Raw genomic sequence first — 14,552 nt, forward strand, 5'->3', positions numbered from 1 at the left:
GGCAGGTGCTCCCTGGTAGAAGAAACCAGCAACCAGGGTGGAGAGCAAGGCAGATAGCGCTTGCTGGCAGGGAAGAGTATACCAGGTTACTGGAAAGAGATGCCAGCAGAATTTACTGTTTAGAACTGTCCGGGTCGCGCTGCAAAAGCTTTGATGGACCCGTCTGAGCCAGAGCCTCACCTTTTTTGGAATTTCGATCCATCTTAAGTAAGGAACCCATCGGGTTGACTTCACTGCATGAAAATGTTACCCCTTGAATTAAGAGTCATGAATAAAGAAAAAAATAATCAAAACACACAACCCTCCGCCGGGCAACAGGCGCAAGAGGAAGATGCGGCGATTGCGGTGGAGCGATATCGGGACCTGGCGGAGGGAATCGACCACGGCATCGTCTGGGAAGCCAATAAAGCGTTCCAGTTCTGCATGGTGAGCCGGAGGGCCGAGCGGATGACCGGCTATTCTCTCGATGAGTGGTGCGAGGCTGATTTCTGGGAGAAGCACCTTCACCCGGAGGACCGGGACCGGGTCATGACTAAATTTCAGAAAGCGTTGGATGGAGAGGACGAACACTCCGATCATCGGTTCATTGCAGCGGATGGGCGTGTCGTTTGGTTTCATACCGGGATCCACGCGGCCCGTAATAAGGGTGAAATTGTCTATCGCGGCCTTTCGGTCGATATCACTTACCTCAAAGAAACGGAAGAAAAACTAAAACAGAAAACGAATCAACTGGAAGAAGCAAACCGGCTGAAGAGCTACTTTCTCTCTGTCGCTTCCCATGAGATACGAAACGCCCTCAACGCCATCCTCGGGTATGCCAGTCTTTTAAAAGAAGAAGGAAGGATTAGAGAGGCCGAGAAGCAACGGGAGATCTACGGACACATTTACAGAAATACCACCAACCTACTCGACCTGATCAATCAAATTCTTGACCTCAATAAAATTGAAGCCGGACAAACCGACCTCCACGCAGAGGTGACGGAGATTTCAATTTCGGAAGTCGTCCAACAAGTTTTAGAGGACTACAAAGCTTTATGGGAGGAAAAAGGGTTGAAGGTCAGCCTGCGCGATGAGCCCACCGGGCCGAAGATGTATTCTGATCGTGTAAAACTTCGCCAGATCTTCGTCAATCTCATTACAAATGCAATGAAGTTTACCGAAAAGGGCTCCATTACCGTCCGCATTATCCACAACCTCGAGGCAAAGAAGGTCTCGGTCGCGATTCAAGATACCGGGTACGGCATTTCCAAAGAAGATCTTTCCCACATCTTCGAGCCGTTCTACCAGTCAGGCCGGCCGGGAGAGGAAGAAGGGGTCGGATTGGGACTGCCCATCGTGAAAAAGTTTGTCGATATTTTAAAAGGAACGATTGATGTAAAGAGTGAGCCGGGAACAGGCTCCACGTTTACGGTTACCTTCCCCTATGAGATTCCCTGAAAGAAATCTTCCCACCCGCTTCCTCCACTGAGAAATCAACTTTTGATCCCATCGCTTGCTCACGGGTAAAGCGATATTTAATGAGCGTATAGAGCGCAATCATCCCGTCCCGAACGAACCGGAGTTTTTTTCCTTCGACATCGGTTCGCGGCTGATAGGAAATCGGAACCTCTCTGATCCGATAACCCCGCTTCAAGAGCTTGGCGGTCACTTCCGGGCAGAACTCAAAACCGGTGCACCGGAGGTCGAGACTTTTCAGGATGTCGGCCTTAAAGAGCTTATAAGCGGTCGCTTCATCGGTCAGGCGGGCGTTGTAGAGAATGCGGATCAGAGGGGTGAGAATCCGCTGGGCCAGACGGCTTTTCCAGGGAATTCGATTGGCGGAATTGAGAAAGCGGGAGCCGTAGACCACCGAGGCTTGGCCGGAGAGGATCGGGGCGAGGAGGACGCCGTACTCCTTGGGATCGAGTTCCAGATCGGCGTCTTGGATGAGGACAATCTCCCCGGTGACATACTTCAGGCCGATTCGGACCGCCCTCCCCTTCCCAAAATTTTTTTGCGAGCTGCAGACCGTGACGACGTCGGCGTGTTCCGACTGTTCGTGCTTTAAGACTTCCGCCGTCCCATCGGTGGAGCCGTCGTCAACGACAATCACTTCCTTTTCGACGCAGGAGAGTTCGACCGACAAGACCTGTTCGATCACCTCGCCGACGGTTGATTCCTCATTATAGACAGGGATGATCACGGAGAGCTTCATCACAATGGGAGTATACCTGAGGATATATTAATGGTCAAAATGGAAGTAGTGACAGATAGGGTATCATCCGTCAGGACCATTGGAAACCTGATCGATTGACTTCCCTTCCCCACTTCATTATCCTTTCCTCAAGCATTCCAACCTGAGATAAACCCCATGGATCCATCCGCTCCCCGCACCATCCTTCACGTCGATATGGACGCCTTCTTCGCCTCGGTCGAGCAGGCGCGCAATCCGGCGCTGCGGGGAAAGCCGATTGCGGTGACCGGCGCGGGGGAGCGGACGGTGATCCTCACCGCGTCGTATGAAGCGCGGGCCTTCGGCGTCCGGACCGGGATGAGAGTTCCGGAAGCGTATCGAAAGTGTCCCCAATTAATTCGCGTCCCGGCGAATAACGCCGCCTATGTCGCCGCCTGCAACCGGATGATGGAAATCCTTCGGCGGTACACGCCGGAGGTGGAGGTCTTCTCGATCGATGAAGCCTTCCTCGACATCACCGGCTCCCTCTCCCTCTTCAAAGGAGCGGAGCGGATCGGCCGGTTGATCAAAGCGGAGATTCAGAAAGAGCTTGGGCTCGCCTGCTCCGTCGGAATCGCTCCCAATAAGCTGATGGCCAAGCTCGCGTCCGGACTTCAGAAACCGAACGGCCTGACCCTTCTGAAACCAGCTCTCATTCCGGCACTTCTCGAAGAGATTCCGATCGAAGAGCTTTGCGGAATCGGCCCGAAGTTAAAGTTAAAGTTGAACTCCATGGGAATCAAAATGTGCGGAGAGCTGGGCCGGATGCCGGTCTCGACGTTGAGGGGGGCCTTCGGCATCTGGGGGGAGCGGCTTTCAATGATGGGGCGGGGGGAAGATCCGGGAGAGGTGGTGCCGGAAGAGATCCGGGCCGATCCGAAATCGATCGGCCACTCGATGACCCTTGCGCAAGATATCTCGGATCGGACGCAGCTTTCAGTTTTCCTCCTACAGCTCTCGGAAAAGGTCGGCCGCCGGCTGAGGCGGGGCGGCTGGGCCGGACGGGTCGTCGGCTTGACCCTCCGGAATCACGACTTCACCACCCACACCCATCAGCGCCGCCTCCCCTCCCCCGCCTGGGAGAGCCGGAGGATTTATGAGGCGGCGCAAGCCCTTTTCGAATCGATCTCCCTTCCTCAACCGATTCGTTTGGTCGGCGTGAGCATGGCCGACCTGGTACCCAGGGGAACGCAAACCTCCCTCTTCCCGGAGGTGAATAAATCGGAACAACTCTATGAAGCACTCGATCGGGTGAACGAGCGCTTCGGCGAATGGACCCTCACCTGGGGCAGCCTGATCGAGCGACAGAACCATAAAGGGGTCCTCTCCCCCGCCTGGCGGCCCGACGGGGTTCGGCGGTACCTCTAATTGTCACTTGTCACGTTATTAATCATCTTGTCATGCTGAGCGTAGCCAAGCATCCCCGTTCGTATCCTTTTCCGAAATAACGAGAGAGACTTCGCTTCCGCTCAAAATATAAAAAAGCACGCAAACCCGGCGCCTGCACTCATTATCCGGTGCCGCTGGGAACGGCGGGTATTTTATTCGGGTCTTGATAAATCATCAAGTGGGCGTATGGCGTCCCCTCCCACATGATGTAAACGCCCCCCGGGTTTTCACCCGTCGGAAGACCGGTCGTCTCCGCATCGAACGGCCAGAGGAGCATCCAATGGGGCGGCTCATTCACCAATTTGGCCCCCTCCTCTTCTTGCAGCAGGATCTTTCCGTCCTTGTTCCAATGTTGTCCTCCATTGCCCATGTAGGCAATTCCGGGCGCTTTGTTTGCCGGCTGCGGTTCCCCCTTCAGAAGCGACGTTATAAATTGCATCGCATTCGGATCGGCGCAGACCGGATCGGCCTTAGGAGTGCCCGGAAGATCGGCCAAACAGGTGAATTGGTTCGTCCCCTCTTTGACCGTCATGAGGGTTCCATTTTGGTTAAGCGCCACGATGGCGGCATTTTTTGCAATCCGATCGGGAGCGGCGCTCATCGCAAGCCGGATCTGATCACTCTCTGAAAGTTTTGGGACCAGCCCTCCTTTATCTTCCGTCGTCCCTTCCTGCGCCGACACAAAAGAAATTCCGGCCAGCAGAAATAGACCGAGAAAAACTGCACCGTACAATTTATATCGCATCAATGTCCTCCTTTCATTTCGGGTTCTGTTGTCTATTTAAGCTCAGGCTAACATCGGTTGAAAGGAGCGGTCAATTCATCCAAGTGGATAATGCTTCGAGATTGACACGGGGACAAAAGCTGGTAATCTTAAAACGATTTTCCGATGAGGATGGCTTTGGGGAGTGTCGATGGAAGATGAGACAAAAACACATACACTCAAAATAGAGAGAAGGCGGCTCGACCGGGTCCATTTCCATTTCCCCTGTCTGGTGGTCGTCGCCGGGCCCTCCCTTGGGGAAAAGTTCCCGCTCACCAAAGAGCGGACCATCATCGGCCGTCATCGGGAAGCGGAGGTCTGGATTAATGACGATTCAATGTCGCGCAAACATGCCGAGATCCTCTCAAAAGGGGGCCGCCTCATTCTTCGTGATCTGGGAAGTAAAAACGGGACCTATATCAACGACCACAAAATTCTGGAGATCGAGTTAAAGGATGGCGATCTGATCCGGACCGGAAATGCGACGTTGAAGTACCTGGGGCCGAACAATGTGGAGCAGTTTTATCTGGATGAACTCTCCGAGCGCGCCAAATGCGACGCGCTGACGGGGCTGTTCAATAAACAGACCTTCTACACCTGTCTGGAGAAGATCCTCCTGCGCTGCAAGGATCTCGGCGAGCCCCTCTCCGTCGCCATGATCGATCTCGATTTTTTCAAAAGGATCAACGACCAGTGGGGGCACCCTGCGGGCGACGCTGTTTTAAAGGAGTTCGCGAACCTGATTAAACCGACGATCCGTCCGACCGATCTTTTCGCCCGATGGGGCGGCGAAGAATTCGGCCTGATTCTCCCCCACACCGGATTGAAAGAGGCTCCGATTGCCACCGAACGGATTCGCAATCGGATCGCCAATCACTCGTTTCTCTTCGAAGGACAGCGGCTTCCGGTCACGATCAGCATCGGGGTCACCGAACGGATCGACGCCGATCAAACGATTGAACCGCTGATCGCCCGCGCCGACAAAGCCCTCTACCAGGCAAAACGGGAAGGCCGAAACCGGACCTGCTGTCTCAGCGGCCCCTGACCGACTCAGTCGGCGGCCCGCGCCTCGTCATCTACTCTGAACCGGTAAACGAACGGAACGGAACGCTCCACCACCAGCGTCTTAAACCTCAAATCATAAACCAAAACGTCGGCCGGCACATCTGCGGACCCTCCCTCCACCTCTTCATCTATTTGCCAGACCGGCGCCTTGAAGAACCACTCAATCCGGCGGGCCAACGGGGTGGCCCGAGCTTTCTCGACCCGCGGGTCGCCGGTCTCGGTCACCACCTGATCGCGCTCCTCCTTTTCCCCGGAGAAGAGGTGAAGCAAATAGACCCGGTAGAGATTCCCCTCCCGCCACACCCCGCGCCACCGATGGGGTCCGAGCGGCTCCGGGAAGACATAGCTGAAATCGGCCGGCTGTGTCGATCCCTCTTTTAAGAGCCGCTCGGCCTGCATCCGGCTGAAGACACAAAGAAGAACATACACCGCCACCAGGGCGACCGCTCCGCGCGACAGGGGAACAAGCGACTCCCGCATCGATGGAATCCGGGAGAGGAATAAAGGGGCGGCGAGCAATCCGGTCAGGATCAGATCGATGATGAAGATAATTCCAAGCTCCGGCCGCCAATCGCTGAATGGCCAGAGGAGGACCACGCCGAAAGAGTTCACCAGATCAAAGAAGAGGTGAACCAATGCGCCGATGGAAGTAAGACCGATCAGCGTCCCCCAGCGAAGATGCGGATAATAACGGCGAAAAATAAAGCTGAGCGCCAGTATCCAGATTGGAAGGAGAAAGAGGGAATGGCCGAAGGTCCGCCGCATCAGGACGGCGGTCGGATCTCCGGTCAGCATGACGGCGCCGTCGATGTCGGGAAGGTTGGAGGCAAGGGCAAGAATCGGGACGGCGGCCTTTCCGATCCGCTTCCGAAAAAAAGCGTTCGCGATTCCGACGCCGACCAGAGTATGTGTCACGGGATCCACGGCGGGATTATATCATTCGGCTCCGCGGTGGACAATCCCCGACGGATGAAATCAGACGAAAAGATTTTGGGGAAGACTTATCCCCGTAAACGGATCCCGCAGGGCATTCCCCTCTACCTGGAACGGAAACCAGATCAGCGTGGCACGCCGAACGAAGAATGGCTTTTCCTCCGGCGTTTTCATCTCCTGCGTCCCCCGCATTCCAGCCCAGGTAAACCGGGCAAGGGAAGCCGCGTCTTCCGAATCGTAGCACCCCCCCTGGGAAGGAACGAACGGCGCCGTTGAAACCGTGTAGACAGGCTGTGCCTTGGAGAGCCGTTTGGCCAAATCGCCGAGGAGCTTCAAGCGGCGATAACGGAACGCCGGGAGAAAGAAGCGGGCGGGGGGATTCCCCTCCACCTCCGCCTGAAGCACCCAAAAGGGAAGGTAATGAGAGGCGGCTACTCCATCAGGCAGAGCGGCAACCTGATAATCAATCGGGGAAAGGGCGCTTCCCTCGATCTGCCATCCTCGGGCACAGGAGGTGCAAAAGAAGAGAATATCCTCTGAATCAAACGGAAGATCCCATCCGCAATTCGGACAGGTGAGGGGTCGAAAGCCGACCGTCGTGGCCTCACCCGACGCGGGACGGCCCAAAAATTCGAGAAGAGAGATCGGGGCATCCGAATGAATCGCCCGCTCGGAGACGGCATCAAGAAAAACCAACCGGTCTTCTCCCTGGCGTTGCACCCGGATCACCCAGAAAGGAAAATAGATCAGCGATAAAACCCGGCCGAGAACCTGACGATAGAGAACATTCTCCGGTTCGGCCTTCCTCATTCCCTGACGGAGCGCCTCCTCGGAGGAAAGCGTCACCCCCACGATCGTCCCCTGCTCCTCCAGGACCTCTTTCCGGAACAGCTCCAGCCTGAGAACAGCCGCCCGGACACCGAGCGAATAAGCTCCCCATCCCTTTAAGTCGCAGGCGATAAAATTCTTTTCAACATACCGATCCCGAAATGTCATCTCCTCTTCTTCGGAGGCCGGCGCCGCCCCTTTTCGCCGCAGATCCACAACCGGTTGCTTGCGCTCGATCGGTCCCGTCGGTTTCGATTCATCGGGCTCAGAAAGGGGTTCATCCTCTCCCCGATATATTTTCTTTCCAATTTCCCAGAGATCTCCCAGGAAATCGGAGGCCGCTTGAAGCGTCATCGTCAGATCGGCCTGCGGAGGGTCGGGAGAAAACGCCGAAAGATCGATCGGCTCGATCTTCGGTTTTGGAGCCGATTTCTCCCAGAGAAAATCGTGGCCGATCAGCCGATAATAGGGAATAAAGTAGAGACGCGGCTCGATGACCCGGCATTCAACCCCTTCTTCCTTTAGAGCCAGGAGCGCTTTTGCCACCGCGCGATGGACATCAAGCTTGGGGGAGATAAAATAGCTGAGGAGCTGTTTTCGGCCGGTGACGAGGAGGCGGGAGCGGCAGTGGCCGCATTGAATCGCGTGACTCCCCTCCGTAAAATCAAGAGGCGCCCCGCAGGTGGGACATCCGGTGGAAACGGTCAGCCGGCTGTTCATCGATCCTAGGCGGGATGGGGAGAGGTCATGATTTCGCCGGCGCGGGAATCGGCTCGCCGCAGTTGAAGCAGAATTTCGTTCCGGGCGGGAGCTTCGTCTTGCACTGTTTACACTGCAATTTACTCTTCAGATCGACCCCGCAGGCGGGGCAGAATTTGGCGTTGGCGGTAATGTTTTTATTGCATTGAGGACATTTCTTGATCACCACCATCTGATGGCCGCAGTGGGCGCAAAACCGGCTGTCGAGATTCACTTCGCCATGACACTCCGGACAATGAACCGTCCCCTTGGAGGAGATCTCCGGAGCGATCCCCTCTTTCCCAAGGGTTTGATAGAGCATGCCGGGAATCATCATCCCAATACCGGCGCCCATCCCCGCGCCAAGTCCCAGTCCCATCCCGGGCGCCCCTCCTCCGGAGGTCGCCGCATCCCCCATCGCCTTTGCCGCTTTGTACTTCATAAATTTTTCGATGTCGCCGACGGCGGCCATTCCGGCCCGCTCGTCGATCATCTTCTGGACCTCTTCGGGAGGGGTGATCCGATTGATATAGAAATCGACCAGCTCGGTTCCGTATTTCCGGAAATCCTCTGTCAGACGGGTCTTCACCGCCACCCCCATTTCATCGTAATACTTGGGAAGGTGGATCAGGCTATCGACCATCTCTCCGAGAAAATCGTTCAGACGCGAGACGATCACCTCGCGCAGATAATCTTCGATATGGGTCGTTTGGAAAGAGCCTTGGGTGCCGACCAGGGTGTTCACAAAAAGAAGCGGCTGCGTCACCTGCATCGTAAAAGCGCCGAAGGCGCGCAAGCGAATCAGCCCCAGCTCGCTGTCTTTGAACGCCACCGGATCTTTGGTTCCCCATCGCATGTTCGTGAAGATCTTCTGGCTGACAAAGTAGACCTCCGCCCGGAAGGGGCTCTTGAATCCCCAGGGGAGCGAGAGGACTTTGGTCAGGATCGGAAGATTCATCGTCGAGAGGGTGTGCCGTCCCGGGCCGAGGATATCGAGCCCCTTCCCGTCTCGAACGAAGATCGCCGCCTGATTTTCCCGGACGACCAGCTGCGCGCCGAATTTGATCTCCGCCGACCCCTGCTTCGGATAACGATGGACAATCTCCGATCCGGTCTGATCCAACCACTCGATCACTTCCATGAATTGAGACATCATCGCCTCCTAATGGATCGTGTAGAGATTGCAGCGGGTTGAGAAGATCTTCTCCAACCCGTCCAGGGCCTCATCAAAGGCATGGATCGCTTCTTTGAGCGCGGAGAGATCATCGACAATCTCCTCCAACGCATGGACCCGCTCTTGTATCGCCTGAACTTCATCAAACAGTGTGAGATCAAACGCATAGAGCTGTTCCAGCTTTTCCCGATCGACCGGAAATGGGTCGAAGAACCCACGGTAACCTTGGCCGGCATATCTCATCACGTTACTTAACTTATCCATTTTTGCCGTCAGGTAATCGAGCGCGGGGAGAAAGGAAAGCTCTTTTTTCTCTATCAATCGCCGTTTGATCCCTTCAATGTCACGTTCCCCTTCCCTAAGATCCTCGGCAAGGCGTACGCGAATCATTCGATCGGTCTCCCGCAGGTCCTCCATATTTTGATATCCGGCGACGCCGGGAACAACCCTCGCAAAGCGCTTCAGATGCTGTGCCAGCTTCATCTTGCTTCTCTCGTTTTGTCGTGCGATTTTCGTCCGGAGTGGGACGGCCTGAGGTGAGGAAGGCCGGTGAATCGAGGCCTTCTTCATGCCGTCCGAGTATTATGATGAAAGGGTACCAGATGTTTCGGGTCTGTCAAGGTCAGTGCCGATTCGGTTGGGGATCGGGCCGTTGAAAACCTAACCTTTCTCCTTAATAACGGTTTGCGGATCGCTCCCGATCGCGAAGCCCTCCTCTACTTTTCCTTCCACCCTGATCTGCTCTCCCTTTCGTGGAAGCGGCTTTGAGGTGACCACCCTGATTTCACCGGTTTTATCTTTCACAATAAAGTATTTATAAAGAACCAAAGAGAAGGCCTCCTTGACCTCTCCGGAGACCTGGACTGTTTTGCCGACCCATTCGCGCGGATGGCCTTGGATCTCCGAAATGGGGACGGGGATCGCTTTCTCTTTCCGAATTGAGGCACATCCGAACCCTGAGAAAAGGATGATCACCAGCGTGATCAGCAGCCAACCTGAATTAATCTTCTTCATCGTTCTTCCTCCAATCATTCCCTTTTAATATTTTAGGCTAATTCCGGAATGGATCACAAGGGAGGCGGAGTCACCTTCAAAATATCCCCTTGATCTGATATAGTTCCGGAAAAGAACAACTCACCTGGTCAACGACGCCATGGACCCACTCAATCGACTTCATTGCCTTGAAACCGGCGCCGGCCCGCCGCTGCTTTTCATTCATGGTCTCTTCGACCTGCTCGAAACGTGGGAGCGGTTGACCCCGCTTCTATCGGATCAATTCAAACTCTGCGCGATCGATCTGCCGGGGTTCGGGAAAAGCCCTCTTCCGGAAGAGTGGGAAGAGAGTCTTTCGGGGATGATCGAGGCGGTCGTCGCCTTCCTCGATTCGAAGGGGATCGAGAAGACCTCGATCGTCGGAAGCTCGATGGGGGGGGGCATCGCCCTGGGCGTCGCCGGGAGACATCCGGAGCGAGTGGACAAAATCGTTTTAATCAATCCCTACGGCTTCCCCTCCCCCCCGGTCGCCGCGGAAGTCGCCCGGAGCCGGATTCTCGGCACACTCCTCCCCTATCTTTTGAATAAGCCGGTCCTGAAACACTGCGCCCGAGCCCTCTTTTCGCGTTCTCTTAACGATCCTCGTCTCCTCACGGATACCCTGGTCGAGCGGGTCATCGCCCCCTTCGCGACTTTGCGCCGGCGGAAAGATCTCTTCCGATTCCTTCAGGGAATCTCCACCGAAACGATGCGGGAGATCGATGCGCTCCTTCCTCGAATTCATCAGCCGGTCCTCATCCTCTGGGGCGAAAAAGACCGCTGGCTGCCGATCGACCATGCGCACCGACTGAGACAGCGGCTTTCGAACAGTCAGTTGACCACCCTCCCCGACTGCGGGCATCTTCCTCAGATGGACAAACCGAAAGAGGTTGCGGAAGCCATCCGCCACTTTCTCCTCAACGATCTGTCTCATCCCTGAGCGCTCCCCCTTGCCTTATGATGATCTTTACTTTAGTATACTTAGGTATGCAACAATCTCAAACCGCGCACTAAACACCCGAAACAAACCAGGGCAATTCCGAAATACTCAACATCTACAACAAGGGTTGAACAATCCATGTTGGAAACGCTGATCCTGACGATATCGATCACCCTCCAGTTCGTCGCGGCGTTGCTTGCTCTGAGGCTGATTCGAATTACGGGAAGATGGACCGGCTGGAGCCTGATCGCCGCCGCCATCACCCTGATGGCCGTCCGACGCTCCATCAGCCTGTTTCACCATCTCACAAATGGGGGTCCCTCTGACCTTTACACTGAGTCGATCCCCTTGACCGTCTCCATGATCATTTCGATTCTGATGGCGGCCGGTATTGCGGCGATCACCCCTCTTTTTGTTTCGATGAAGAAATCCGAGGAGGCGCTGCGCCGGAGCGAAGAACGCTTTCGGAGCTATTTCGAGCTCGGGCTGATCGGCATGGCGATCACCTCTCCGACCAAAGGGATTTTGGAAGTCAACGACAAGATCTGCGAAATCTTAGGATATGATCGAAACGAGTTGGCGAAACGGACTTGGGCGGAGCTAACCCATCCTGACGATCTGGCGGCAGATGTCGCCCATTTCAACCGAGTCACGGCGGGAGAGATCGACGGCTATTCGATGGACAAACGATTTATCCGCAAGGACGGCCAGGTCATTGACTCCACCATTTCGGTGAAATGCGTGCGCCGTCCGGGCGGCTCGGTCGACCACTTCGTGGCGCTGCTGCAAGATATCACCGAGCGCAAACGGGCGGAGGAAACGCTGAGGGAGAGCGAGGAGCGGCTTCGACTGGCGCTCGACGCCGCGCAGATGGGAACCTTTGATTGGGACATGCGGCGGAATCGGGTCACCTGGTCGCGCGGCCATGAAAAACTCTGGGGCTTTGCACCGGGCGAATTCGGCAGCACTTATGAAGCGTTCTCGGAAAGAGTCCATGCCGAAGACCTGCCGGGGATAGAAGCCGAGATCTCCCGCACCCGCGCGGCCCGCGAGCCCTGGGCAGGCGAGTTTCGCGTCGTCTGGCCCGACGGCAGCATCCATTGGGTGCTCGGCCGCGGTGAATTCACCTTTGACGAAAACGGCATGGCCCGCCGGATGCGAGGAGTGATCATGGAAACCACCGCGCGCCGACAGGCCGAAGAGGCGCTGCATGCAAGCCGCGAGTTGTTGAACAACATCATCGATAGCTCCCCTTCCTATATCTTCGCGCAGGATCTGCAACATCGTATTATTCTGGCCAACGATGCGCTGGCCCGGCTCTTTGAAATCTCCAAAAAAGAGATCTTGGGAAAGACGGAACAAGATATTTTTCCCAAACACATTGCGGACAGGCTTCAAGCGGCCAATAAAAAGATCATGAAGACCGCAACGGCGCTAGAACTTGAAGAGATCATTGCACGCAGAAGCGGTGGAGAGCCGCGCGTCGTGATGACGGTTAAGTTTCCCCTGCGGGACCGACAGGGAAAGGTTTACGGTATCGGTGGGGTTGCAACCGACATCACGGAGCGTAAGCAGGCGGAAGAGGCGCTGCGCAAGAGCGAGGAGCGTTTCCGACTCGTCGCCCTTGCCACTCATGATGCCGTTTGGGATTGGGATCTGGCCACGAACACAATCTGGTGGAACAAGACCTTCAAGGAAACGTTCCGCTATAAGACCGAGGAGATCAAACCGGGGTTCGAATTTTGGGAAAGCCTGATTCATCCGGAAGACAAAGAGCACCTTCTCTCGGAGCTTCAAGCGATGATCGACCGCGGCGAGCAGTTCTTGGCGCAAGAGTATCGGCTCCGTCGGGGAGACGGAAGCTATGCAAACGTTTTAGATCGCGGCCATGTCATTCGTGATCAGAAAGGAAGGCCGGTCCGGATGGTCGGGGCCATCATGGACATCACCGATCGCAAACAGGCGGAGCAGGCGCTGCAAGAGGCGGAAGCCCGGCTTCGGCTCGCGCTGCAAGCGGGCCGGATCGGAACATGGGACTGGAACATGATCACCGGAAAAATCGTTTGGTCTCGTGGTCACGAGGAGTTGTGGGGAATGGCGCCAGGCGCCTTCAAAGGGACCTACGAAGAGTTCGAAGCCCGCTTGCATCCTGAAGACCGCGAGGGGGTTAACCGCGTCTTGGAGCAGGCCGCTGCCGGACGCCGCGCAGCCCGGAACGAATTTCGGATCGTCTGGCCAGACGGCAGCGTCCATTGGATTGCGGGCCGGGGGGAACCCTTCTATGACGACGCGGGACAGCCTGTGCGGATGATCGGCGTGGTCATGGATATTACCGAACGCAAACAGGCGGAAGAGGCGCTTCGCAAAAGCGAGGAGCGCTTCCAATTCGCCTCCCGCGCCACCAACGACGCCATCTGGGATTGGGATCTGATGACAAATGCCGTTCGATGGAACGAACGGTTCCAGACCCTGTTCGGCTATCAACCCGAGGAGATCGAATCGGGGGTCGAGTCCTGGACCAACCGGATTCATCCCGAAGACAAAGGGTGGATCCTCTCGGAGGTCGATGCCGCAATCAAGCAGGGGCAGCAGTTTTGGTCGGGTGAGTATCGATTCCATCGGAGAGACGGGAGTTACGTCGCCGTTTTCGACCGGGGCTATATCGTTCACGATGAGAACGGAAGACCGGTCCGGATGATCGGCGCGATGCTCGATATCACCGAACGGAAACGGGCCGAAGAAGAGATCAAGAAATTGAACTTGGATCTGGAACGGCGGGTCGCCGAGCGGACGGCCCAGCTCGAAGCGACCAACAAGGAACTGGAGTCGTTCAGCTACTCCGTCTCTCACGATCTGCGGGCGCCGCTTCGGGGGATTAGCGGCTTCAGCCGGGTCCTCCTGCTGAGGTATGCCGACCGGCTCGACCCTGAGGGTAAAGACTTTCTGCAACGGGTGAATGCCGCCAGCCGCCGAATGGGAGAGCTGATCGAAGATCTGCTGAATCTCTCCCGTATCACCCGAAGCGAAATTCGCGAAGAGCCGGTTGACTTGAGCTTCCTTGCCAAAACCGTCGCCTCGGAACTTCAGCGCTCCGAGCCTGGGCGAAAGGTTACAATTGTCATCCGGGACGATCTGAAGACATCGGGGGACCCCCGCCTCCTGAGAATCGCTCTGGAAAACCTGCTCGGAAACGCTTGGAAATTCACCATGAAGCGGCCGGTCGCAACAATCGAATTCGGGCGGATCGAACGGGAGGGGAAAACGACCTATTTCGTCCGAGACGACGGGGCTGGATTCGACATGGCATACGCCGACAAGCTCTTCGGACCCTTTCAACGCCTCCACAGCCTGAGCGAGTTTCCGGGAACGGGAATCGGCCTCGCCACCGTTCAGCGGATCATCCATCGCCACGGCGGAAAAGTCTGGGCCGAAGGAGAAGTGGAGAAGGGAGCCACTTTCTACTTCACCCTTGGATAAA

At 56.0% G+C, this 14,552-nt stretch carries 12 protein-coding genes; 5 read left to right on the top strand and 7 right to left on the bottom strand.

What is annotated here, in order from left to right:
• The first annotated feature begins 267 nt into the window (after positions 1–267).
• Positions 268–1,437 carry a PAS domain-containing sensor histidine kinase gene (locus MCM46_01755; protein ID MCG3110523.1) on the top strand — a complete coding sequence of 390 codons (1,170 nt, stop codon included), beginning with the start codon at positions 268–270 and terminating at the stop codon, positions 1,435–1,437.
• On the opposite strand, the gene MCM46_01760 is transcribed toward MCM46_01755, so the two are convergent.
• A complete protein-coding gene (locus tag MCM46_01760; GenBank protein ID MCG3110524.1) occupies positions 1,412–2,182 on the bottom strand; it encodes a glycosyltransferase family 2 protein in 771 nt (256 codons plus the stop codon). The genes MCM46_01755 and MCM46_01760 overlap by 26 nt on opposite strands.
• A gap of 168 nt (positions 2,183–2,350) precedes the next feature.
• On the opposite strand from MCM46_01760, the gene dinB reads away from it, so the two are divergent.
• Positions 2,351–3,580: a DNA polymerase IV gene (gene dinB / locus MCM46_01765; GenBank protein ID MCG3110525.1), complete on the top strand. Its 1,230-nt coding sequence runs from the start codon at positions 2,351–2,353 to the stop codon at positions 3,578–3,580.
• A gap of 142 nt (positions 3,581–3,722) precedes the next feature.
• Here the strand turns inward: dinB and MCM46_01770 are convergent, their stop codons facing one another.
• Positions 3,723–4,346 carry a hypothetical protein gene (locus tag MCM46_01770; protein ID MCG3110526.1) on the bottom strand — a complete coding sequence of 208 codons (624 nt, stop codon included), beginning with the start codon at positions 4,344–4,346 and terminating at the stop codon, positions 3,723–3,725.
• A gap of 169 nt (positions 4,347–4,515) precedes the next feature.
• Between MCM46_01770 and MCM46_01775 the strand changes: the two genes are divergently transcribed.
• Positions 4,516–5,409, top strand: a complete 894-nt coding sequence (locus MCM46_01775) for a GGDEF domain-containing protein (protein ID MCG3110527.1) — start codon at positions 4,516–4,518, stop codon at positions 5,407–5,409.
• Between the two features lie 5 nt (positions 5,410–5,414).
• On the opposite strand, the gene MCM46_01780 is transcribed toward MCM46_01775, so the two are convergent.
• The 5 genes from MCM46_01780 to MCM46_01800 form a co-directional block, all read right to left on the bottom strand.
• Positions 5,415–6,353, bottom strand: coding sequence for a metal-dependent hydrolase (locus tag MCM46_01780; GenBank protein ID MCG3110528.1), 939 nt, complete (start codon positions 6,351–6,353; stop codon positions 5,415–5,417).
• Positions 6,354–6,404: 51 nt separating this feature from the next.
• Complete coding sequence (locus tag MCM46_01785) at positions 6,405–7,910, bottom strand: hypothetical protein (protein MCG3110529.1); 1,506 nt, start codon at positions 7,908–7,910, stop codon at positions 6,405–6,407.
• A 25-nt stretch (positions 7,911–7,935) separates the two neighbouring features.
• Positions 7,936–9,081: an SPFH domain-containing protein gene (locus tag MCM46_01790; GenBank protein MCG3110530.1), complete on the bottom strand. Its 1,146-nt coding sequence runs from the start codon at positions 9,079–9,081 to the stop codon at positions 7,936–7,938.
• A 9-nt stretch (positions 9,082–9,090) separates the two neighbouring features.
• Positions 9,091–9,585 carry a hypothetical protein gene (locus tag MCM46_01795; GenBank protein MCG3110531.1) on the bottom strand — a complete coding sequence of 165 codons (495 nt, stop codon included), beginning with the start codon at positions 9,583–9,585 and terminating at the stop codon, positions 9,091–9,093.
• A 177-nt stretch (positions 9,586–9,762) separates the two neighbouring features.
• Positions 9,763–10,116, bottom strand: a complete 354-nt coding sequence (locus tag MCM46_01800) for a hypothetical protein (protein MCG3110532.1) — start codon at positions 10,114–10,116, stop codon at positions 9,763–9,765.
• A gap of 139 nt (positions 10,117–10,255) precedes the next feature.
• Between MCM46_01800 and MCM46_01805 the strand changes: the two genes are divergently transcribed.
• Entirely contained in the window at positions 10,256–11,074 is an 819-nt protein-coding gene (locus tag MCM46_01805; GenBank protein ID MCG3110533.1) for an alpha/beta fold hydrolase, read from the top strand.
• A 138-nt stretch (positions 11,075–11,212) separates the two neighbouring features.
• Positions 11,213–14,551 (top strand): PAS domain-containing protein, encoded by a 3,339-nt coding sequence (locus tag MCM46_01810; protein ID MCG3110534.1) that lies wholly within the window; start codon positions 11,213–11,215, stop codon positions 14,549–14,551.
• Position 14,552: the final 1 nt, after the last annotated feature.

This window comes from Candidatus Manganitrophus morganii (assembly GCA_021651055.1).
Taxonomy (GTDB): Bacteria; Nitrospirota; Nitrospiria; order SBBL01; family Manganitrophaceae; genus Manganitrophus; species Manganitrophus morganii.

Bases quoted from the DNA above. Each gene is read 5' to 3' on its own strand.
- dinB (MCG3110525.1), top strand. From the start codon at position 2,351: ATGGATCCATCCGCTCCCCGCACCATCCTTCACGTCGATATGGACGCC.
- MCM46_01770 (MCG3110526.1), bottom strand. From the start codon at position 4,346: ATGCGATATAAATTGTACGGTGCAGTTTTTCTCGGTCTATTTCTGCTG.
- MCM46_01805 (MCG3110533.1), top strand. From the start codon at position 10,256: ATGGACCCACTCAATCGACTTCATTGCCTTGAAACCGGCGCCGGCCCG.
- MCM46_01810 (MCG3110534.1), top strand. From the start codon at position 11,213: ATGTTGGAAACGCTGATCCTGACGATATCGATCACCCTCCAGTTCGTC.
- MCM46_01775 (MCG3110527.1), top strand. From the start codon at position 4,516: ATGGAAGATGAGACAAAAACACATACACTCAAAATAGAGAGAAGGCGG.
- MCM46_01800 (MCG3110532.1), bottom strand. From the start codon at position 10,116: ATGAAGAAGATTAATTCAGGTTGGCTGCTGATCACGCTGGTGATCATC.
- MCM46_01790 (MCG3110530.1), bottom strand. From the start codon at position 9,081: ATGTCTCAATTCATGGAAGTGATCGAGTGGTTGGATCAGACCGGATCG.
- MCM46_01785 (MCG3110529.1), bottom strand. From the start codon at position 7,910: ATGAACAGCCGGCTGACCGTTTCCACCGGATGTCCCACCTGCGGGGCG.
- MCM46_01795 (MCG3110531.1), bottom strand. From the start codon at position 9,585: ATGAAGCTGGCACAGCATCTGAAGCGCTTTGCGAGGGTTGTTCCCGGC.
- MCM46_01755 (MCG3110523.1), top strand. From the start codon at position 268: ATGAATAAAGAAAAAAATAATCAAAACACACAACCCTCCGCCGGGCAA.